Below are 21,006 nucleotides of genomic sequence, written 5' to 3'. Positions count from 1 at the left end.
GTTTTGACCGGACAGGATGTTTCAAGGACGGTCGCCATCCATGCATATGCTGCTTGTGGCCCGCCGGGGCCAGGCCCGGGATCGCATCGTGGCCGAACTGACGCGCCTGGGCGCGGCCTGCGACGTGGCGCAGACGCCCCAGGAGCTGCTTGGCGCGGCCCGCCGCCGCCGGTATAACGGCGTGCTGTTCGACGTGCCAACGCTGGTGCGGGAAAAGCACTTCGACAAGCGCGTGCTGCAACGTCTGGCCGAGATCTACCCCTCGGCGCGCCTCAAATACGATCCGGCCACGGACACGGTCTATGCCCTGGGGGCCGACGCCGGGCCGCCGTCGCGGGACGGGCTGTCCGTATTTACGGCCGCCTGCCGCGATTTTCTGCCGCGCAGCCTGCGGCGCGGCGAGCGGGTGGAGGCCAATCTGCCGGCCGTGTTGTGGCGCGCGCCGCCGGACGGCGGCGACGGCGGCGAAAAGACCTGCACCATCAATGTTTCCTATCTCGGTTGTTTTTTGTTCACCACGGCGTCCTGGGAGATCGGCCAGGAGGCCTGGGTGGTGTTTCCGGATGTGACCGACGTGCCGGTGCGCACCCGGGTGGCCTGGCACGAGGCCTGGGCGCTGCGGCGCACGGTGCCTGGGGTGGGGCTGGCTTTTCTGGAGATGCCCGAGGCGCTTTTCACGGAACTGGGGCATCTGGGCTGCGAAGCCGATGAGATGGATATTGCCTGTCCGGGCAAAGCGCTTTAAAGAGGCTGTCTGCGGAGGGATGGCCGAGCGGTTTAAGGCGGTGGTCTTGAAAACCATTGGCGGGGAAACCCGTCCGGGGGTTCAAATCCCTCTCCCTCCGCCAAATCAGTGTCCAACACAGTCCAGTTTCATCCAAAAGGTGCCGAGACCGCCTCACGAGGCTGGTCCGCAAACTCTTTTCCTCGCGCCCGCAACCATCCAGCCAGGGCATCCCGGTCAAGCGACCCCTTGCCGAGCTGCTCGAACACCATGACGCGCTCCGGTCCCGGGGCATCAATGCGAACCCCATGAAGCCGCAGGAAGAGCATGCACGCGACATAGGCCGTGCGTTTGTTGCCGTCCACGAAGGGATGATTCCTGGCGATGCCATGGGCGTAGGTTGCGGCCAGATCGAAAACATCAGGCTCCCCGTAGGCCGCGAGCTGCGCCGGTCTGGCCAGGGCGCTTTCCAGCAACCCCATTTCCCGGACCCCGGCCGAGCCGCCATGTTCGGCAAGCTGCTGGTCGTGGACGGCCAGGACCACGGCGGCAGCAATCCATCGCCATGTCATCGGTTGGACAACTCGCGCAACACGTCCCGATCCTCGCGCATGATGTCTTCCGCCGCCGCCATCTGCTCGGCAAAGGACGCGTCCATGGGCGTTATCCGGTAGCCGTCTTCGGCATCCGTCAGATACACGGTATCGCCTTCCACGACCTTGAGCCGCGCCACCGCTTCCTTCGGCAGCACCAGCCCGAGGGAGTTCCCCACCTTTCTGATCTTGAGCGCCTGCATAGGGCCACCTCCATGTTGACACTGACGTTATAACAATCGTGCAGGACATGGGCAAGAGGCCATCCGAAGCCGTCGCTTTGGGCGGGGCGGGGCGCGTTTTTAGCCTGGCGTCCCTTGCTGTTTGTGCCAGGCTTTCCAGTGCTCGATGCGCTTGCCGATATCTTCCCCGATCTCCTTGACTTCCTGGGGCGCTTGCACTTCCAGGCCGAGGTGTTGCGCTTCAAGCGCATAGGGGGAACTGGGCCGCTGTCAATCTCCCAACAAAAAAGGTGGCAACAAATTTGATGGCAGAAATGGTCTCGGATACGCGGTGTCCGCGCCCCGGCTGGACGGACCGGCGGCGACGATGATAGGCAGCAACAGCGCAGGCGGAAAAGGAACCGGACGATTCCCCGGCCTGCCGCACGATTCCCGAGTGCGCTTTGTCGTTGAGAATCGGGATGTTACCGCTTCGATAAGAAGTCGCCTCCCGCCAGTTTTTCACCATGTGGGCACGCCTGTCCAAGGCCCCCTCGGAGTTCCTGCCCTATGAAGGACATTCCTCGCTTCCTGGCTGGATTTAAAAACTTCCAGCGCACCTATTTCTGCGACGGCAGCACCTTTTTTGCCGACCTCAAGCGCGGCCAGACCCCCAAGGTCCTGGTCATCGCCTGCTCCGACTCCCGCGTGGACCCGGCCATCCTCACCGGCTGCGAACCCGGCGACATGTTCGTGGTGCGAAACGTGGCCAACCTCGTGCCGCCCTACGAAAAAACTCCGGGCAACCACGGCGTCAGCGCCGCCGTGGAATACGCCGTGCGCGTGCTTGGCGTGGAGCACGTCATCGTGCTGGGCCATTCCTGCTGCGGCGGCATCCAGGCGCTCATGCACCCCCAGAAGGAAAAGCTTGGCGAATTCATCGCCCCTTGGGTCAAGATCGCCGAACCGGCCCTGCGCGAGGTCAACGAGAAGCTGGCCGACAAGGACTTCCACCTGCGCCAGCAGGCCTGCGAAAAGGCCGCCGTCCTTATTTCCCTGGAAAATCTGCTGACCTTCCCCTGGGTGTTCGAACGCGTCATGCGCGGCGAAATGCATATGCATGGCTGGTATTTCGACCTGGAGCGCGGCGAACTCTTAAGCTACCTGCCTGAAACCGGCAGTTTCGAACCCCTGGTGGCGCGCTGCGAGACCAAACCCGCGCCATGAGTCGCCGGACACACAACTTTATGCAAAACGTGTTGAAAGCAAAGCCTTATGATATCCCATCGCCCGAAAGCCCACATTTCCGAAATTGAAGATGTGGGCCTAACAGCCCTGTTCCGCGACCGCTCAGCCTGTATCGCCCTGTGCTTTTTTGCCGCAGTCGCTCTGTACAACCTGGGTGTCCCCTCCCTGTGGATGGACGAGATTCTCGTCCCCATGACAGCTGCCCATTCCCTGGAATTTATCATCAACCAGTCGACTTACGTCGAAGTGCATCCGCCTCTTTTTTATTTCACAGTAAAGCTTTTTGAGTTTATCGGCAAAGACGACTTTACCGTACGGTTTTTTTCTGTTTTTTGCGGCCTTGTTACCTGCATCGCCGGTTATGCCGCCGCCAGGCTGGTCCTGCCCCTACCCCAGGCTCGGACCGCCCTGGTCTTGCTCATGGTCAACACCCAGTTTCTGTTTCTGATCCGCACCGTCCGCCCTTACGCCTGCATGGTAGCCCTTTTTGCTCTGATCTTTTTCCTCTATCTGCGCTTAAGCCGTGAGGACCAATTTCGCCCTGGCCTGACCGCCCTGCTTGGCTTGCTCCTCGGGTTATCCTTTTCCCTGGTCTACACCTCGCTTTTCATCATCGTCGCCGTGGTCGGCTGCCTGGGCCTGTTGGGCCTGCTCGCGCGCAGAGCCGTCCCGGTATGGCGGGCGGTCCTGCTCGGCCTTGCGGTCAGCCTTTTCGTGGCCAGTTTCTACGCCCTGTTCATCGCCAAATCCTCTGTCAGCCAAGCCTATCTCAATGCAAGCATGGATTATGCCGGCATAACGTCAATTTACTGTAACGCCCTTCTCGACAATGTCTTTTACTTCAACAACCTTCCCCTTCGTCTGAGCCTAGCCGCCCTGGCCCTGCATGGGCTGTGGCTGCTGCGCGGCAATCAGCCGTTTTTCTTCCTGACCCTGGCTCTGCTGGCCGTGCCCTACGTTCAACTTGTCGTCACCCACACCGCGCTCAATTTTTGGGGCCGCCATATCGCCTTTCTCATGTTCCCCTTGGCTATGGCCCAGGCCTGTTCCGCCACAGCCCTGCTGTCGCGGTTCGGCCGCCCTGCCCCGGCCCTGGCCGCCGTCGCCCTGGGTCTGGCCGTCCTGATCGGCTATCACCACAAGTTCTATGCCGTGGACAGCTACGACGTGGACATCATCGGTGACAATTACAAACTCGTCGCCCAGCGTCTGGCCGACACGGCCACGCCCGGCCAAGTCCTTAATTTCACGGGTGACTATCTGGAAAAATGCACCGGCTGGTACCTTGATCGCTACATCGCTCCAACGGCCCGGCTCAACGCTCCCGGGGCCGACGCGCCGGTGTCTAGCGTCATCGTCGGCAAGGAATACACCTACGTCGGCGGCAACAAGGAGGGCTTCATCAAGCGTTTCGGTCCCTTTGACGCCGAGGAACAATTCCGTTCCGTCACCATTTTCCGCCGCGCCGTGGCCAAGGCCGGCCCCACGGACATGGCGGCAACACCTTTTTTCCGAGCGTTTGCCTTCGACTATACTCGCTTTTATGCCGAGGCCGCCGCTTTGGCCGACTGCAGTCTCGCCTCCTCGGCCAGAGGCTTTTCCATGATCGCCACCCGGCCTGACACGCCAGCGGTCTGCGATTATGCCTTCACCAATTCCGGCGGCAACACCCACTTTGGCGTCGTCCTCGACTACCGCAGCGCCGGCTGGGGCAATGTCGTCGCGGTGGACGTGCGTTTCGACGACGCCCCGTTCGTCCAGGTGTTCGCCACCGGCGGCATGGACTCCAGACGGCAGGCCATCATCCACTTCGAGCATGATGCTCCTTTTACCACCATGACCGTGCGTCTGCGTCTGGTGTGCCACGACAGCCTGCCGTCCTCGCCCGGATCGGGCTTGCGGACGGTCGGCCTGGAAGGTTTCACGGTCATCGCCGCCAAGGACGCCTCCACGGTGAACAATATTCTCGGTCCGGCCGCCTATAACGCTTATCTTTTGGAGAACTACGAGAGCGAACGATTCCCCGCCGCGAGCGGCATCGAACAGCACCTGGCCTACGATGCAAACGTCATCCAGTGTGCCAGGCCCGACGACGTGGAGGATCCCCGGGCGGCCATGTGCTCCCTGCGTCCCGGGCAGGCCGCTGGAGACATCGATATTCGGTACACGGCCCCCCACAACGACGCCGTATTCCTGCCCCGTATTTCCGGCGAGGATTCGCTTCTGACAGCCCAGTTCATCATGCCCGACGGCTTGCCCGTGGGATTTTTCACCATGCGCGGCAACTCCAACAGCCGCTGGACTCCGGCAGCCGCCCAATACAAATTGCCGCTGCCAAAGCTCGACGGCGCTATACGGGTTCACCTGGAAGGCAAGGCCCAACTCTGGACCGTGGACGGCAAAGCCCTTTTTCGGGCTCGCTGACAACCTTTTCCAGCCAGCCCCAGCGTGCTGCCAGGGCTTACGTGAGCCGGCCATGAAACGCGCCATCGCCACCCTGGTCGTGGGCGAAGCCTGCCGCAAGCGCTTCGCCGCCCACGCCGCCCAAGGCGTTCGAGCCTACGCCAAGGCCCACGGCCTGGCCCTGGTCGTTCTCGACAAGCGCATCGACGATTCGCCGCGCGGCCGCGCCCGCAGCCCGGCCTGGCAGAAATGCCTGCTTTTTGACGTCCCCAAGCTGCGGGCCTGCGATCAAGTGCTGTGGCTCGACGCCGACATCGCCGTGGCTCCCGGCGCGCCAGACGTCTTTGACGGCGTGCCGCCCGGAACCCTGGGGGCGGTGGAGCAGTTTGCCAGCCCCACGCCGGCCGACTACGCCGCCGCCCAGGCCGCCACGCGCCGCCGTCTCGCGGCCATTGGGGCAAGTCTGGCCGACGACGACACGCCCCAGGCCTTCTACCGCCACTACGGCTTCGAGGACGGCCCGGATACCGTGGTTCAGACCGGGGTCATGGTCCTTACTCCCGAAGCCCACGGTCCGGCCATGGCCGCCGCCTACGCCGAGGACCGCCGGCCCGACAGCCGGTCCATGCTCTACGAAATGCGCCCTCTGTCCTATCATCTGCTGCAAAACGGCCCGGTCGCCTGGCTTGACCCCCGGTTCAACGCCCTCTGGGCCACGAGCCTGGCCAACCATTACCCCTTTCTCATGGACCCGGCCTTTCTGGCCGCCTGCCGCGACCGGCCCGACATCCTGGCCCGGCTCAAGGCCGGCTGCGTCGCTGCGGCTCTTGCCCGCGCCCACTTCCTGCATTTTGCCGGCGCGGCCGAGGACATGGCGTTTTTGTCAAAAAAAACGTGATGATGCCTCCGGCGGCCGGGGGCCTGAGGCCCCCGGACCCCCCAAATGGGTAAAGGGAGGGGAGGCGGGCCTTGCTCTGCGGCGGCGGCAGCGGTAGGGGAGCGCCATGCGCTTGCCGGAGGAACCCATGAAGTTGTCTGTCCTTGTCGTCATCCTGTGCTGTCTGGCTCTGCCCGCGCCGTCGCGCGCCGGGGTGGTCCTTGAGGGCGACGCCTGCCGCCAGGTGTTCGACAACCCCAAGGCCGAGCAGATCGCCTGCCAAACCGGTTTCCGCCTCGATCCGGCCACGCGCTCGCGCCTGGAGAGCAATTCCTTCGGCTTCGTCTCCGATCTGGCCTGCTCCGCCGTCATCACGGCCAAGCGCTCGGAAGTCGTAGCCCGGCTCCACGCCAAGGGCGACGTGGCCCTGCCGCCCCAGGAAGTGCGCTGCAATCTCGTCTCCGGCGGCGACCCGGTGCCGGTGCGTTTCCACCTCGCGCCGGTGGTGCGCATCGACGCGGCCGGCAAGGCCGTGGACGCCCGCCTGGGCATCCGTGACCTCACCGGCATCCCTGAACCCCTGGCCACGGCCGTGGCCGAATTCCTCAACAGCGACCCCGGCCTGCGGCGCAGCATCGTGGCCGCCGCCAACGAGATTTTGCCCAATCTGCCGAGGAAATAAGGGGCTGCGTCAGGGGGCGGGGAAATGGCGACCCCCTGCGGACGCCACAAACGCCAAACGGCCGCGAGCTTTCGCCCGCGGCCGTTTTTCTTGATCGCTCTGGCTCGAAAGCTAGATGACCTTATTGAGCGCGTATTCGATGATGCCCTCGGCTCCCAGGTCGTGGAGCTTGGGGATCAGGTCGCGCACGATGCCTTCGGTGACCACGATTTCCACCGACAGCCAATCCTTGTTGTAGAGATTGGCCACGGTGGGAGCGGTGAGGCTGGGCAGAAGGGCCATGATGGCCGGCATCTTCTCCTCGGGCACGTTCATCTTGAGGCCGACCAGGCCCTCGGCCCGCAGCGCGCCTTGCAGCATCATGTTGAGGATCTCGATCTTGCGGCGTTTGAACGGGTCTTCCCAGGCCTTCTTGTTGGCAATGAGCTGGGTGTTGGTGGACAGCAGATCGGAGATGATGCGCAGCCCATGGGCTTTTATCGTGGTGCCGGTCTCGGTCACTTCCACTATGGCGTCGGCCAGGCCTTCGACCACCTTGGCTTCGGTGGCGCCCCAGGAGAATTCCACTTCCACCGGGATGCCCGCGCCGGAGAAATACTGCTTGGTGAAGTTGCACAGCTCGGTGGCGATCTTCTTGCCGGCCAGATCCTCGGGGCGCTTGTAGGGCGAATCGGCGGCCACGGCCAGCACCCAGCGGGCCGGGCGGTTGCTCACCTTGGAATAGACAAGGTCGGCCACGACCACCACGTCGGACTCGTTTTCCAGAATCCAGTCCTTGCCGGTCAGGCCGCAGTCCAGGGTGCCGGACTCGACGTAACGCGACATTTCCTGGGCGCGGCACATGGAGCAGGTGATCTCGGGATCGTTGATCTCCGGGAAGTAGTTGCGGTGGTGCATCCGGATCTTCCAGCCGGATTTTTCAAAAAGCGCGATGGTGGCGTCCTGGAGGGAGCCTTTGGGAATGCCGAGTTTGAGCATGTTGTCGCCGGCCATTATTTGTAGACCTCCTTGGGGTCGAAGACTTTCGGGGAACAGGTGCGTTCGCCGTCGCTGGTGATTTCGGTGAAGAAGCAGGACTTGTACCCTTCGTGGCAGGCCGCGCCGCCGATCTGCTCGACGAGCACCAGGATGGTGTCGGCGTCGCAGTCGAGGCGCACGCTATGGACCTTTTGCACATGGCCGGAGGTGCCGCCCTTATGCCAGATTTTCTGGCGGCTGCGGCTGAAGTAATGGACTTCGCCGGTGGCCAGGGTTTTGTCGTAGGCTTCCTCGTTCATGTAGGCGAGCATGAGCACCTCGCCGCTGCACGCTTCCTGGGCGATGGCGGGGACAAGGCCGCCGCACTTCGCGAAATCGGGTCGTTTCATCGAAATATTCCTTCGCTCTATGGAGTGCCGGTTGGCCGGCGGAAAACCGAAATGCCCAACAATCCTGGCGCCTCAAGGGCGTCAGGGTTCGATAAACGTCTGGCCCGGTCGCAAAAGCGGTTCAAAATGCTTTCGATTGAAGGAAAGCACGAGGTCCACTCCGCTTTTTTCGGCCGCAATCACGTGCAAGGCATCGTAGACGCTGCCGCCGCACCGGCCCTTGTCGGCAACCCTGTCCAGGGCTTCCAGATAATCGCGTCCGTCAAGGGACACAACCGTTCCCGCCCGGACAATGCTTTCCCGAAGCAACGTCATGGCCGCAACGGGAGAAATTCTGGGACGTGAGGGGTACGTTGTCAGGCAAGCATAGGTTTCAGCCAAGCCATGCGCCGCAACAACCATTTCGCATTCGGACCGCCGGCTTTTCAAATACCAGGGAAACGCTCTGGGATGCATGGGATGGCTCTTCACCAGGGCGGCGACAAGCACCGAGGTGTCGAAAAATGCCTTCATCGTTTTGAAAGACCAGCGATGTCCCGAACGCGGTCGCTTCGCACCCGCTCAACCAGATCATCTACCGCACCGATGGTTTCGCCGCCAAAAAGCAGTACGCCATCTTCTTCGACAAGCCCGTTGTCGCCGTCAGCGCCGCGAATGACAATGGTGCAGTCCCGTTCTTCGACGATCAGGCGCGCTCCGGGGGCAAGCCCCAAGTCATTGAGCACATCCTGGGGAATGACCACGCGCCCTTGTTCGTCCAGCGTCGTTTCCATAGGGCCTCCCGCCGTTCGCTTTTTACGCGAAAAAGGAGTGTTAGCTTACCCAAACGTCAACCGGGTGACAAGCGCTCCGTCGCCGGCCGAATTTTATGCGCCCCCAACTCCCCTATCGCAGGGGTCCGGGGGGATCATCCCCCCGGCCGCCGGAGGCCTCTTATCCTGTCTTTCCCTCACCCTCACCGTCGCACTCCGCCCGCAACTGCCCGCAGGCCGCCGCGATATCCGCGCCTTTGCTCTTGCGCAGCGTCGCCGTCAGCCCCTTGCTCTTCAAAATATCCTGAAACGCCAACACCCTGGCTTCGTCCGGCGGCGCATACGGCAACCCCGGCGTGGCGTTGAACACGATCAGATTCACCTTGGCCTTCACCCGCGAGAGCAGCCGCACCAGCTCCCGGGCGTCGGCGTCGGCGTCATTGACCCCCGCCAGCAACAAATACTCGAACGTCAGCCGCTCCCGAGGCTTGAGCGGATACTGCGCCAGCAAATCCATGAGCTTGTCCAATTCCAACCTGGCCGCCCCGGGCATGATCCGCTCCCGCTGGGCCTGGGTCGGCGCATGCAGCGAAATTGCCAGCGAACACAAGCCCGTGCGCCCCAAATCCAACAAATGCCGGGCCACGCCAGCCGTGGACACCGTGATGCGCCGGCCCGAAAAATCCAAACCCTGGGGATGATGGAGCGCCTCCAAGGTCTGCAGCAAATTGTCGTAATTGAGCAGCGGCTCGCCCATGCCCATGAACACCAGATTGCGCAGCCCCAGCTCCACGCCCTTGTCCGCCAGATGCTGCCGGCCCACCAACACCTGCCCCAGCATCTCCCCAGGCGTCATGTTGCGCCGAAACCCCAACATCCCGGTGGCGCAAAAACCGCAGCCCATGGCGCAACCCACCTGCGTCGACAAACAGGCCGTGTAATGGTCCTTCTCCGGGATCAACACGCACTCCACCCGCTCGCCGTCCCCCAGCGCCAACAAAAACTTCACCGTGCCGTCACGGCTCTCCCGCACCATTTCCACCACCGGCCACCGAATTGCCGCCACCTCCTCCAGCCGGGCGCGCAACGCCTTGGACACGTCCGTCATCCCCGCGATCTCGCGGCACCGCTTCTGCCACAGCCACTGCCAGACCTGCCTGGCCCGGTACGGCGGCTCGCCCAGGCTGACAATGAGGGACTCCAGTTCGTGAAACGTCAGGTCGATGAGATTGGTCATGGCGGTTGGTCTGCTGGTTGCGGGGTTGTGGTTGTTGGTTGGTGTCGGCGGTTGACGGTTGATGGGTTGCGTGTGTGGTGTGGCTAGGGGGATGACCGGAAGAGGGAAGATCGGGGCTCCGCCCCAAGCCCCGCCGGGGCCTCAGGCCCCCGGACCCCCGTCATGGGTCGATGGACGGGGGCGCGGACGGTCGGCCGGACGAAGCGAGGCAGAGGTCGGCTGCGGATGCCCGTCGTTGGGGCCGGAATCGTCCGGGGCGACGCGTGGCCGCTTGCGCGGCCCGCGCCGCCCCGGAGCGATTCCGGCCCCAAGGTGCGCCAGCGGCGAAGCGCCGCATTAAAAGGCAAAAGCCGGAAAGGCAATCCTGGGAAGAGATATGCCGGGCTTCGGAATCATTTTTTGGGAGGGCGATTTTCCCGGCGGGCTTCCCGCCGGGAAAATCGCCCTCCCAGGAAAGGGGCCGGGGGGCTTAGCCCCCCGGCGGGGCTCGGGGCAGCGCCCCGATTCTCTTCGCTCTCTGCTAATGCAGTCCTTGCTTGTCCCAGTAGGCGCGCACGAAGCGTTCGGCGTCTTCGCGGCTGGCGACGTCGCCGCTGATCTGGGCCTTGAGCAGCGCGTCGCGGATGAGTCCCACGGCCGGTCCGGGCTTGAGGGAGAGCAGTTGCATGATCTGCGCGCCATTGAGCAGCGGTTCGAGCATTTCCTCGGGCGTTTCGGTACGCTCGAGCATTTTCATGTTGTGGTTGAATTCCTTGTAGGTGCCGCCCACGGACTTGATGTCGGCCCGGGCCATTTCGATCAGGCGCGGGTACTGGTCCAGGGCGCGGAAGCGGCGGATGCCCCGGTCGGTGAGCATGAAGTGGAAGTGCATGTGGCCGCGCACGAGGTTGCACACGAGGTCGGTCTCGTCCGGCGGGAAGCCCAGCCGCGAGAGGATTTTGCGGGTGACCTTGGCCCCGACCTGGTGGTGCTGGTAGAAGTGGAGGTCGCCGCCGGCGTACTGGGCGGTGTGGAGCTTGCCCACATCGTGGAACAGGCAGGCCAGGGTGCCGTACCAGTCGTAGGGCAGTTCCTCGGGGTAGTGGCGCATGACGGCCAGGGTTTGTTCGAAGAGCGTGTATTCGACGCCGTCGTCGGAGGTGATCTTGATGCGCGCCAGCGTCGCCACTTCGGGCAAAAACCAGTGCAGGATCATGGTGTCGTAGAGGCGCTCCACGAAGTCGGCCATGTTTTCGGCCTCGACCTTGCGCCATTCGTCCATGATGTCTTTGACCGACACGTAGTCCATGATGCGGCGCGAGGCCCGCAGGATGGCCATAAAGGTGTTGGGTTCCACCGGGATGTTGTAGTTGGCGGAAAACCGCAGCGCCCGCACGGCTCGCAGGTAATTCTGGCGGATGGCTTCGTCGGGGATGCCGTTTAAGCGCACTTCGCCGCTGGAGAGGTCGGCGAAGCCGTCGTGGTCCTCGACCTGATGCGGCACGTAGGGGCAGGCCTGATGGGGCGGCAGCAGCCCCTTGGCGGTCAGCCGGGCGATGAGCCGGCTGGTGAGCCGGGCCACGGACTCCTCGGGGTGGGAGGCGTCGGCGGTGTCGGCCGGGTAGAGGTAGAGCGTGGTGTCGCCGCTTTGGAGGCGGGCAAAGGCCCCGTCCTCGGCGCAGGCTTCGGACTGGGGGAAGAGCTTCTGGATTTCGGCCAGGGGGGCGTCGGTGGCCACGTCGAGTTCCGGCGCGGCGGCATCCAGGGCTTTTTCCTGCAAAACGGCGTTGATGACGTAGGCGTCGTAGCCGTTTCGCATGATGGTTTTGCAGATGGCGGTGGCGTCCTTGAAGGGTTGCGCCATGGGAAGACCTCCGGGTGCGGCGATTGATGCGTGTCTCAGGCTCCGGCGCGGGCGAGTTCGTAGACCACGTGGCCGTTCACGGCGGTCAGGGTCACGCGGCCGGTGAGGGACTGGCCCAGAAGCGGCGTGTTCTTGCCCTTGGAGCGCAGGGTTTCGGGGGTGACGACCCAGGATTGTTCCGGGTCGAAGAGGCAGAAATCGGCCGGATCGCCCGGGGCGAAGCGGCAGTGGGGGAGCTTGAAGATTTCGGCCGGCCGCCAGGCGAAGCGCTGGGCGATATCTTCGGCGGTCAGCTGTCCCAGCCGCACCAGTTCCCACAGGCTGCCCAGGGCCGTGTCCAGGCCGGTGATGCCGTTTTTGGCGTCCTCGAAGGGGGTTTCCTTTTCGTGGGCGGCGTGGGGGGCGTGGTCGGTGGCCAGGATGTCGATGACGCCTTCGCGCAGGGCCTGAATCAGCGCCAGGCGGTCGTCGTCGGTGCGAAGCGGCGGATTGACCTTGGCCATGGTGTCGTAGCCGAAAAGCGCCGCGTCGGTCATGGTCAGGTAGTGCGGGCAGGTTTCGGCCGTGACCGGCGCGCCCCGGCGCTTGGCGTCGGCGATGAGTTCCACGGCCCGGCGGCAGCTGACGTGGGCCAGGTGCACCGGTGCGTTTAAGTATTCGGCCAAAAGAATGTCCCGGGCGACCTGCAGGGCCTCGGCCACGTCGGGCTGGCCGCGAAGGCCCAGGCGGGCGCTCATGACGCCTTCGTTGGCCCCGGCCCCCTTGGCCATGTACGGGTCCTCGCAGTGGTCGATGACCGGGGCGAGGTCGGCGGCGTATTCCAGGGCGTGGCGGAAAAGCTCGGTGTCGGCCACGGGTTCGCCGTCATTGGAAAAGGCCACGCAGCCGGCGGCCAGCAGCTCTTCCATGGGCGCGAGCTGTTTGCCGGCAAGGCCCATGGTGAGCGCGCCGACCGGGAACAGGCGCGGGCCGTGGGGCCAGGCATCGCTGGCCCGGCGCAGCATGAGGCGCGTGACCGATTCGTTGTCGTTGACCGGATCGGTGTTGGCCATGCACAGGATGTTGGAAAATCCGCCTCCGGCGGCGGCGGCCAGGCCCGAGGCGATGTCTTCCTTCCATTCCTGGCCGGGTTCGCGCAGATGGGTGTGGGCGTCGGTCATGGCCGGCAGGAGCAGCTGCCCCTTGGCCTCGATGACCCGGGCTTCGGGGAAGCGGGCGGCCGGGTCGTGGGGCACAAGTTCCAGCACCTGCCCGGCGGCGCAGACCAGGGTCCAGCGGCCGTCGCGGCCGGGGACGGCGGCGTCGGCGACGACGAGATCCGGCGGCGTCATGCGGTTTCCCCTTTTTCCTTGCGGGTGATGTGGAGATACAAAATCGCCATGCGCACGGCCACGCCCGAGGCCACCTGGTCCAGGATAAGCGAATTGCCGGCGTCGGCCAGGTCCGAGGCGATTTCCACGCCCCGGTTGATGGGGCCGGGGTGGAGCACCTTGACGTCCGGGGCGGCGTTTTTCAGCCGCGCCTTGGTCAGGCAAAAGCGGCGGGCGTATTCGCGCAGATCGGGCAAAAGCCCGGCTTCCTGGCGTTCGAGCTGCAGGCGCAGGCACATAACGGCGTCGGCGTTTTCCAGGGCCGGTTCCAGCTCGTGAAAGACCTTGGCTCCCAGGGCCCGGGCGTCCTTGGGGAGCAGGGTGCGCGGGGCGCACAGGCGCACGGTGACGCCGAGCATGGTGAGCAGGCGAATATTGGACCGGGCGACCCGGGAATGGGCCACGTCGCCAAGGATGGTCACGGTCTTGCCGACAAGATCGTCGCCCCAGACTTCGCGCAGAGTGAACAGATCAAGCAGGGCCTGGGTAGGATGGGCGTGCCAGCCGTCGCCGGCGTTGATGACGGCGCAGGACACCCGCCGGGCCACGAAATCGGCCGCGCCGGAGCTGGCGTGGCGCATGACGATGGCGTCGGGGTTCATGGCCTGGAGCGTGAGCACGGTATCCTTGAGGGTCTCGCCCTTTTGCAAGGAACTGCCAGACTTGGCCAGGCCGAAGGTGTCGGCCGAGAGGCGTTTGCCGGCGATGTCGAAGGACGTCTTGGTGCGGGTGCTGGGCTCGGCGAAAAACAGCACGACGCTTTTGCCTTTGAGGGTGGGCACTTTCTTGACGGGTCGGGCGTTTATTTCCCGGAAGGAGGCGGCGGTGCGCATGACCACGTCCACGTCTTCCCGGGAGAGTTGCGAGACGTCGAGAAGATCCTTGTGGGGCCAGTTCATGGGGCATCCTCGGGGCGAATTTTGGCCGCGCGCCCAGGCGCGTAAGCCCAACGATATTTTCACAAGCCCCGGGCGGCGTCAATGCGGGGCTTGCACGCGCGCGGTCAGGATAAACGGGCCATGGCCCGGTCGAGATGCTCGCGCCAGATGGCGGCGAAGGCTTCGATCTCCAACAATCCGGCCAGCCGCGCCCGGCAGGTGACGCCGGCCGCTTCCAGCCGGCCGCGCCAGGAATCGGGCTGCACGCCGGCCAGATCGGAACAGGCGTGGGCTCCGGCCACGGTGAAAAAGGGCAGCAGCAGCGCCTTGGTCACGCCTTTGGCGGCCAGGGCGGCGACGATGGTGTCCAGCTCCAGGCTGGCCGCGCCTTTCTCCCGGGGCATGGCCCCGAAGAAGAGCAGCGGATCGCGCTGGGTCAGGCGTTCGCGCAGGGCTTCGTAAAATCCGGCTCCGGGGGGCGGCGCGCCGTGGCCCATGAGCACGGCCGCCTCGCCGGGCTGGCGACCGGCGGCGAGCGCCTCGTCGATGGCGGCGGCCGCCTGGTCCACGTCGGCCAGATCGGCCAGAAGCGGCGCGCCCACCGACACCGACGTGCGGCCGGCGTCGTCGGCGAGCCAACGGCCCAGGCCGGCCAACAGTTCGTGGTATTCCCCGCCCGGCACCACATGCAGCGACTGTACCGCCACCCGGGCGCAGCCGGCGGCGGTCAGCTCGCCAAGCACGTCAAGGACCTGCCTCGCTCCGCCGAACGCGGCGGCGTTGCCGTGCTTGCGCCCCACGGTGCGGGCCACGGCCACCACCGCTCCGGGATGGGCGGCGGCAACAGACTCCCGGAACGCGTCCAAGGCGGCCATGGCCCCGGGATGCCGGGAGCCGTGGGCGGCCAGGATGATGCCACACGGTTCGGTCACGGGCGCGACTCCATGGCGGCGGCCAGGCCGGCCAGGGCGGAGACGGCCGTAGGCGCGGCAATAAGCGAAACCCACAACCAGCCCGGCGGCGCGGCCAGGGACAGCCACAAGGGCGCGGCCGCCAGCTGGCCGGCCACGGCCGACCAGAGAAAGGCCAGGGCCGTGGCGGCCAGCCCCGCGCCCACAAAGCCCATGGCCGCCGCGCCGGCCACCAGGGGCAGGGCGATGACCGACTCGGCCGCGCCGACCAGACGCATGATCTCGAATTCCTCGCGCCGGCGCAGCAGGGTCAGGCGCACGGTGTTGCCGACCACAAGGCCGACCAGCAGCGCCAGGATGGCCCCCAGCGGGAGTACGGCCTGGGCGCCGAGCAGCCCCAGGGAGCGGGCGGCGTCGATGGCGGCCGGGTTGTAGCGCACCTCGGCCACGCCATCCACGGCGGTCAGGCGCTCCAGGGTCTGCCTGGCGAACGCGTCGTCGTGCTCGGGCGGGGCAAAGCCCAGCAGCAAGGTGTAGGGCAGGGGGTTGGCCGCCCCGGGCAGGAGCGGTTCGGCCGCGCCGCCCAGGCTGCCGCGCATGACGGCCATGGCCGCCTCGGGGGAAAACGCCTTGGCTTCGATGACCCCAGGCAGGGCGCGCATCCAGTCCATCTGCCGGGCGGTGAGCGCCGCGTCGGCTCCCGGCTTCCAGTAGACCTGAAAGCGCAGCACGCCTTGGCCCTTGGCCAAGGCCCCGTCCAGGCCGACCTGGGCCAGGGCGAGCAGGCCGCACAAGAACACCGTGGCGAACACGCCCAGGATGACGCTTAATGACGTGGACGGCCGGCGAAACAGATCGGCCAGGCCGGCGAGGATGAGGCGCGCCGTCATGAGGCTGCCTCCGGGGCGGCGGCCTGGGCGGCGTCTGTTCCGGTGTCAGGCGCGGCGCGCTCCAGGCGGATGATCCGGGCGTCGGGGGCGGCGGCCACCAGGGCCTGGTTGTGGGTGGCCATGAGGATGGCCGTGCCGTGGGCGCTGAACTGGCGCAGGATGTCCAGCAGGCGAAGCGACAGGTCCCAGTCGAGGTTGCCGGTGGGTTCGTCAGCCAGCATGAGCCGGGGGCCGGCCACCACGGCCCGGGCGATGGCCACCCGCTGCTGTTCGCCGCCGGCCAGCTCGGCGCAGGGCCGGTTGGCCAGCTCCGTCAGGCGCAGGGCGGTCAGGGCCGAGCGCACCCGGCGCTCGATGCGCCCGGCCGGCGTTCCCCGCACCACCAGGGGCAGGGCCACGTTATCGGCCACGCTGCGCTCGGGCAGGATCTTGAAATCCTGAAACACCATGGCCACGTCGCGGCGCAGCTGATGCAGTTTGGAGGGGCGCAGCCCGGCCAGATCGTGGCCGGCGGCCACGGCCCGGCCTTCCTGCAAGGGCAGCGAGCCGTGCAGGATGCGCAGCAAGGTGGACTTGCCCGCCCCGGACGGGCCGGTCAGAAAAGCAAAGCCGCCCTTATCCAGGGAAAAGGTCAGATCGCGCAACACCTCGCGCCGGCCAAAGCAGTGGCGCAGCCCCGCAACTTCGATCATGCCGGCGTGTCCCCGTTTTCCAAAAGCCGCCGGGCCATTTCCACGCCGGCTTCGCCGCCGCCGGCCATGCGGGCCAGTTCGGCGGCCACGCCGTCGGCGTCCAGGCGCAGGCAGCGGGTGATGGTCTGGCCGTCCTCCACGGATTTTTGTACCTGGAAATGCCGGTCGGCCAGACTGGCCAGCTGGGGCCAGTGGCTGATGAGCAGAATCTGCGAAGTGGCGGCCAGCTTTTTGATGTGGCTGCCGACGCTTGTGAGCGTCAGCCCGCCGATGCCGGCGTCGATTTCGTCAAAAATGAGCGTGGGTCCGCCCGGCTCGGCGGAAAGCGACATCAGCGCCAGCAGGAAGCGCGAGAGTTCGCCGCCCGAGGCGATCTTGTCCAGCGGCTGGGGCGGCTGGCCGGGGTTGGGCCGCCACAGCACGCGCGCCCGGTCTTCAGTCAGCGCCTCGCCGTCGCAGGCCACAGGCGTGTAGGCGACAACCGGCGTGAAATCGAAAATGACCCGCACGTCCTTGGAGAAGCCCAAACCGCGCAGGATGTCTTCCAGGGCGGCGGACAGCCGGGCGGCGGCCTCGCGCCGGGCCGCGCCCAGGGCGGCCAGGGCTTGGGCCAGGGCGGCCATGCCGGCGGCCTCGTCCCGGGCCAGCTGCTTGCGTTTCAGGCCGCAGTCGTCGAGAAAATCGAGGTTTTCCTTGATGTCGCGGCCCAGGTCCACGATCTCGGCCAGGGAGCGCTTGAGCTTTCGCCGCAGCGTGGCCAGCTCGAACAGGCGTTTTTCGATGCCCTCGCCGTCGTCCTCGGCCGCCTTGGCCGGCCGGCGGCGCAGGCGCACGGCCAGATCCTTGAGGTGGTGGCGGAAAGCGGCCACGGCCTCGGCGTCGGTAGAAAATTCCTCGTGGATTTCCCCGGCGTGGAGCAGTTCTCGGTGCAGGTCGGCCAGGGCGTCCAGAACCGGCGGCTGGCGTTCGATGCACTCCAGGGCGCGGCCAAGAGCCTGGGCGGCCTTGCGCGATTCGGCCAGGGCGGCCTTGCGGGCCACCAGCTCGTCCTCCTCGCCGGGCAGGGGGTTCACCTTGGCGATCTCGGCGTGCTGGAATTCCAGGAACTGGCGTTTTTCTTCCAGCCCGGCCGCCTTGGCGTCGAGATCGCGGATGGCGGCGGCCACCTCGCCCAGTTCCCGGGCCAAGCGGTTCTTTTCGGTCAAAAGCGCCGGATCGGGCAGGAAACCGTCGAGGAGGGCGGCCTGGAAGGCGGGCTGGAGCAGACGCCCTTGGCCGTGCTGGGAGACGTGGAGCAACAGCTTGGGGCGAAGCGCGGCCAGGGTCTCGCGGGAAGCCAGACTGTCGCCCACGTAGACGCGGCTGCGGCCGGTCTCGGCCACAAGTTCCCGGCGCAGGATCAGTTCCTCGTCGCCCAGGACAAACAGCGCCTCGACCACGGCCTTGTCCCGGCCGGCCCGGACGAGGTCGGTGTGCATCTTCTCGCCGGTGAGGAAATTGACGGCCGAGATGATGAAGCTTTTGCCGGCTCCGGTCTCGCCGGACAGGACGTTGAGGCCCGGGCCGAATTCCAGCTCCAGGTCGTCGATGAGCGCCAGGTTCTTGATGCGAAGGACTTCGATCATGGTGGTATGGCCTATTGCCGCAGCCTCGGGTCCAGGATGTCGCGCAGGCTTTCGCCGATGAGGTTGTAGCCGAGCACGGTGACCAGAATGGCCAGCCCCGGGAAAATGGACAGCCAGGGGGCCACTTCCAGCACTTCCTTGCCTTCCATGAGCATGTTGCCCCAGCTCGGGGTCGGCGGCAGCACGCCCAGGCCCAAAAAGCTCAACGACGATTCGGTGAGGATGGCCCCGGCCACGCCGAGCGTGGCCGAAACCAGCACCGGCGCGGCGGCGTTGGGCAGGATGTGGTAGAAAAGGATGCCCGGCGCGCCCATGCCCGACACCCGGGCGGCCAGGACGAAATCACGCGTCCGCAGGGCCAAGGTCTCGGCCCGCACCAGCCGGGTGACGCCCATCCAGGAGGTCAGGCCAATGACGATCATGATGTTGGTCAGCGACGGCGAGAGAAAGGCGATAACGGCCAGGATGAGGAAAAACGAGGGAAAGCACAGCATGACGTCCACGCCGCGCATGATGGCCTCGTCAATCAGGCCGCCGAAATAGCCCGAGCACAGGCCGAGAAACAGGCCGATGGCCACGGAGATGCCCACGGCCACGAAGCCCACCCACAGCGACACCCGGCCGCCGTAGAGCAGGCGCGACAACACGTCGCGCCCAAGGGCGTCGGTGCCCAGCAGATGCGCGCCGCCGGGGGGCCGCAGGATGGCGTCCACGTCCAAGGCCAAGGGATCGTAGGGGGCCAGCCAGGGGGCCAGCAGCGCGGCCACGGAGACCGCGCCGACGATGCAAAGCCCCACGGCCAGCAGGCCGTTGGCCGGGAGAAGCCGCCGCAAGGTCCGGGCCGAGTTAAGCATCGCCTTTCCCTCCCAGGCGGATGCGCGGATCGGCCAGGGCGTAGCCGGCGTCGGCCAGCAAATTGCCGGCCAGGGTTAGCACCGCGCCCAGGACCAGATTGCCCATAATGAGCGGATAATCCCGGGCCATGACCGACTGGTAGAAGAGCTGTCCCAGGCCCGGCAGGGCGAAGATGGACTCGATGATGACCGAGCCGCCGATAAGCCCGGGCACGGACAGGCCCAGGATGGTGATGACCGGCAGCAGGGCGTTTCGCAGGGCGTGCTTGTAGATGACGGTGAATTCCGACAGCCCCTTGGCCCGGGCCGTCAGGATGTAGTCCTGGCGCAGCACCTCGAGCATGGCCGAGCGCATGAAGCGCGACATGCCGGCCAGCGACCCGAAGGTATAGATGAAAATGGGCAGTGCCAGATGCCGGGCCAGATCCACGATTTTGTCCCAGGGTCCCAGGCGGGCGTAGTCCATGGAGGTCAGGCCCGAGATGGGCAGCCAGCCGAGGTGGATGCCGAAATAGAGCATTAGCAGCAAGGCCAGCCAGAAGCCGGGCATGGCGAAGCCGATGAAGACGAAGACCGTGGCGGCGCGGTCGAACAGGCCCCCCTGATGCCGGGCCGAGGCCACGCCGATGGGGATGGCTACGGCGAGTGTGAGGATCAGGGAGGCGACGTTCATGGAAATAGTCAGCGGCAGGCGTTCCTTGATGCGGTCCCAGACCGGACGCCGGTCGCCGGAGAGCGAGTTGCCGAAGTCGAGGCGGGCGAGTTTGCCGAGCCAGTCGAGGTATTGGACATGCAGCGGCCGGTCGAGGCCGTAGAGCGCCTGGAGCCGGGCGCGGGTTTCGGCGGTGGCGAGCGGGTTGAGGGTGGTCTCCATGTCGGTGGGCGAACCTGGGGCGAGGTGAATGACGGCGAAGCTCACGCAGGTGATGCCGAGGAACACGACGGCGACCCAGAGTGTTTTGAGCAGGAGACGTTTGGCCAATGCGAGCACGGTTAGGGGCACTCCTTGGGGGCATGTCGGCAGTCGCCGGCCCAGGAGGTATGTACGAGAAACGGGGCTTGTTGGAAAGGGCGGTCAAAAAAAGTGGCGCGGGCCGAAATTTTCGATTGACTTTTTTCGGGACCCGCGTAGAAACGGACCTCGCTGCGGGGCTGTAGCTCAGTTGGGAGAGCGCTTGAATGGCATTCAAGAGGTCGTGGGTTCGATTCCCTCCAGCTCCACCAAGAAGAATGCCAAGGGGTTACCGAGAAATCGGTGACCCCTTTTTCTTTGGCCCGGTGCCAACTCACCGCCAACGCTCCCGTTGGCTCTGACAGCCCAGGCCCTGGCCGGCTGACTCATCTCCTTCCCCACCCCGGGGACGACCTCTTGAAAATTTTCAACAGGTTACCTGGAAAAAATTCCAGCAGTCCCCGGAATTTCTTGTCTCGAATTGGACGTTTGGACTTTCCCGATGCGTTGGCGGCGGAAAATGATCGGCGCGGTGCCCGGCGGCAAGAACGCACCTACGCGTCGCGGGGGCACGTCAGCATGACGACATCGTGCTGTTTTCGCGGAATATTCCCACAGGCATTGCCCTCGGGATGGACATTTGGACTTTTCGGGTGCGTCCTCTGAAAATTTTCTGGCCCCGTTTCCTGCTGGCGGTAACTTTGGCTGACCCTGCCCGAGAACGTGCCGCAGCAACTGGCCTATGAAGGCACAGGGGCTGGGATTTTACTGGGGCCGGTTGGTCTTCCTGGTCCTGCCCCGTGTCGCCCACTGGACCAACTGTCATCCTATGCGCCGGCGATTTGCAGATAAGCTTATGAATTTATGCAACTTGTTGACTGGTGACAAAGGTGACATTGCAAAAGCAAACTTTCCAGGCGGTGAAGCTAGACTGCTTTGGACTTTTG

Annotated in this window: 21 protein-coding genes and 2 tRNA genes; 7 read left to right on the top strand and 16 right to left on the bottom strand. The window is 65.4% G+C overall.

Going from position 1 to position 21,006, the window contains the following annotated elements; genetic code table 11:
• The first annotated feature begins 40 nt into the window (after window positions 1–40).
• A complete protein-coding gene (locus C3Y92_RS00405; RefSeq protein ID WP_129348442.1) occupies window positions 41–745 on the top strand; it encodes a PilZ domain-containing protein in 705 nt (234 codons plus the stop codon).
• Between the two features lie 13 nt (window positions 746–758).
• Window positions 759–848 (top strand) — tRNA-Ser (locus tag C3Y92_RS00400).
• A gap of 25 nt (window positions 849–873) precedes the next feature.
• Here the strand turns inward: C3Y92_RS00400 and C3Y92_RS00395 are convergent.
• Both C3Y92_RS00395 and C3Y92_RS00390 read right to left on the bottom strand, forming a co-directional pair.
• Window positions 874–1,296 (bottom strand): type II toxin-antitoxin system death-on-curing family toxin, encoded by a 423-nt coding sequence (locus C3Y92_RS00395; RefSeq protein WP_129348440.1) that lies wholly within the window; start codon window positions 1,294–1,296, stop codon window positions 874–876.
• On the bottom strand, window positions 1,293–1,520 hold the full coding sequence (locus C3Y92_RS00390; RefSeq protein ID WP_129348438.1) for an AbrB/MazE/SpoVT family DNA-binding domain-containing protein: 228 nt from the start codon (window positions 1,518–1,520) through the stop codon (window positions 1,293–1,295). Before C3Y92_RS00390 ends, C3Y92_RS00395 begins: the two co-directional genes overlap by 4 nt.
• Before the next feature lie 528 nt (window positions 1,521–2,048).
• Between C3Y92_RS00390 and C3Y92_RS00385 the strand changes: the two genes are divergently transcribed.
• The 4 genes from C3Y92_RS00385 (at window position 2,049) to C3Y92_RS00370 (ending at window position 6,688) form a co-directional block, all read left to right on the top strand.
• Window positions 2,049–2,705, top strand: a complete 657-nt coding sequence (locus C3Y92_RS00385) for a carbonic anhydrase (RefSeq protein ID WP_129348436.1) — start codon at window positions 2,049–2,051, stop codon at window positions 2,703–2,705.
• Window positions 2,706–2,918: 213 nt separating this feature from the next.
• Window positions 2,919–5,150 carry a glycosyltransferase family 39 protein gene (locus C3Y92_RS00380; RefSeq protein WP_165352037.1) on the top strand — a complete coding sequence of 744 codons (2,232 nt, stop codon included), beginning with the start codon at window positions 2,919–2,921 and terminating at the stop codon, window positions 5,148–5,150.
• A gap of 52 nt (window positions 5,151–5,202) precedes the next feature.
• Window positions 5,203–6,027: a hypothetical protein gene (locus C3Y92_RS00375; RefSeq protein WP_129348432.1), complete on the top strand. Its 825-nt coding sequence runs from the start codon at window positions 5,203–5,205 to the stop codon at window positions 6,025–6,027.
• A gap of 127 nt (window positions 6,028–6,154) precedes the next feature.
• Window positions 6,155–6,688 (top strand): hypothetical protein, encoded by a 534-nt coding sequence (locus C3Y92_RS00370; RefSeq protein WP_129348430.1) that lies wholly within the window; start codon window positions 6,155–6,157, stop codon window positions 6,686–6,688.
• A gap of 111 nt (window positions 6,689–6,799) precedes the next feature.
• Here the strand turns inward: C3Y92_RS00370 and hisG are convergent, their stop codons facing one another.
• From hisG to C3Y92_RS00300, 14 genes are all read right to left on the bottom strand, one after another.
• Window positions 6,800–7,681 (bottom strand): ATP phosphoribosyltransferase, encoded by an 882-nt coding sequence (hisG, locus tag C3Y92_RS00365; protein WP_012749648.1) that lies wholly within the window; start codon window positions 7,679–7,681, stop codon window positions 6,800–6,802.
• Window positions 7,681–8,055 carry a phosphoribosyl-AMP cyclohydrolase gene (gene hisI, locus C3Y92_RS00360; RefSeq protein WP_012749649.1) on the bottom strand — a complete coding sequence of 125 codons (375 nt, stop codon included), beginning with the start codon at window positions 8,053–8,055 and terminating at the stop codon, window positions 7,681–7,683. Before hisI ends, hisG begins: the two co-directional genes overlap by 1 nt.
• Before the next feature lie 81 nt (window positions 8,056–8,136).
• Entirely contained in the window at window positions 8,137–8,568 is a 432-nt protein-coding gene (locus C3Y92_RS00355; protein WP_129348428.1) for a PIN domain-containing protein, read from the bottom strand.
• Window positions 8,565–8,828 carry an AbrB/MazE/SpoVT family DNA-binding domain-containing protein gene (locus tag C3Y92_RS00350; RefSeq protein ID WP_129348426.1) on the bottom strand — a complete coding sequence of 88 codons (264 nt, stop codon included), beginning with the start codon at window positions 8,826–8,828 and terminating at the stop codon, window positions 8,565–8,567. The genes C3Y92_RS00355 and C3Y92_RS00350 overlap by 4 nt, the downstream gene beginning before the upstream one ends.
• Before the next feature lie 160 nt (window positions 8,829–8,988).
• Entirely contained in the window at window positions 8,989–10,044 is a 1,056-nt protein-coding gene (gene rlmN / locus C3Y92_RS00345) for a 23S rRNA (adenine(2503)-C(2))-methyltransferase RlmN (RefSeq protein WP_129348424.1), read from the bottom strand.
• Window positions 10,045–10,564: 520 nt separating this feature from the next.
• Window positions 10,565–11,887, bottom strand: coding sequence for an HD domain-containing protein (locus tag C3Y92_RS00340; RefSeq protein WP_129348422.1), 1,323 nt, complete (start codon window positions 11,885–11,887; stop codon window positions 10,565–10,567).
• Window positions 11,888–11,922: 35 nt separating this feature from the next.
• Window positions 11,923–13,218: a dihydroorotase gene (pyrC, locus tag C3Y92_RS00335; protein ID WP_129348420.1), complete on the bottom strand. Its 1,296-nt coding sequence runs from the start codon at window positions 13,216–13,218 to the stop codon at window positions 11,923–11,925.
• Window positions 13,215–14,156 (bottom strand): aspartate carbamoyltransferase catalytic subunit, encoded by a 942-nt coding sequence (locus tag C3Y92_RS00330; RefSeq protein ID WP_129348418.1) that lies wholly within the window; start codon window positions 14,154–14,156, stop codon window positions 13,215–13,217. Before C3Y92_RS00330 ends, pyrC begins: the two co-directional genes overlap by 4 nt.
• Before the next feature lie 104 nt (window positions 14,157–14,260).
• Complete coding sequence (locus C3Y92_RS00325) at window positions 14,261–15,067, bottom strand: sirohydrochlorin cobaltochelatase (protein ID WP_129348416.1); 807 nt, start codon at window positions 15,065–15,067, stop codon at window positions 14,261–14,263.
• Window positions 15,064–15,936, bottom strand: coding sequence for a cell division protein FtsX (locus C3Y92_RS00320; RefSeq protein WP_129348414.1), 873 nt, complete (start codon window positions 15,934–15,936; stop codon window positions 15,064–15,066). Before C3Y92_RS00320 ends, C3Y92_RS00325 begins: the two co-directional genes overlap by 4 nt.
• Window positions 15,933–16,628: a cell division ATP-binding protein FtsE gene (locus tag C3Y92_RS00315; protein WP_129348412.1), complete on the bottom strand. Its 696-nt coding sequence runs from the start codon at window positions 16,626–16,628 to the stop codon at window positions 15,933–15,935. The genes C3Y92_RS00320 and C3Y92_RS00315 overlap by 4 nt, the downstream gene beginning before the upstream one ends.
• On the bottom strand, window positions 16,625–18,253 hold the full coding sequence (locus C3Y92_RS00310) for a DNA repair protein RecN (protein ID WP_129348410.1): 1,629 nt from the start codon (window positions 18,251–18,253) through the stop codon (window positions 16,625–16,627). The genes C3Y92_RS00315 and C3Y92_RS00310 overlap by 4 nt, the downstream gene beginning before the upstream one ends.
• 11 nt (window positions 18,254–18,264) lie before the next feature.
• A complete protein-coding gene (locus C3Y92_RS00305; protein WP_129348408.1) occupies window positions 18,265–19,107 on the bottom strand; it encodes an ABC transporter permease in 843 nt (280 codons plus the stop codon).
• Window positions 19,100–20,098: an ABC transporter permease gene (locus tag C3Y92_RS00300; protein ID WP_012749662.1), complete on the bottom strand. Its 999-nt coding sequence runs from the start codon at window positions 20,096–20,098 to the stop codon at window positions 19,100–19,102. The genes C3Y92_RS00305 and C3Y92_RS00300 overlap by 8 nt, the downstream gene beginning before the upstream one ends.
• 157 nt (window positions 20,099–20,255) lie before the next feature.
• On the opposite strand from C3Y92_RS00300, the gene C3Y92_RS00295 reads away from it, so the two are divergent.
• Window positions 20,256–20,331, top strand: a tRNA-Ala gene (locus C3Y92_RS00295).
• Window positions 20,332–21,006 lie beyond the last annotated feature (675 nt).

This window comes from Solidesulfovibrio carbinolicus, from assembly GCF_004135975.1.
Taxonomy (GTDB): domain Bacteria; phylum Desulfobacterota; class Desulfovibrionia; order Desulfovibrionales; family Desulfovibrionaceae; genus Solidesulfovibrio; species Solidesulfovibrio carbinolicus.
This window is presented reverse-complemented; position numbering and strand designations above follow the sequence as displayed.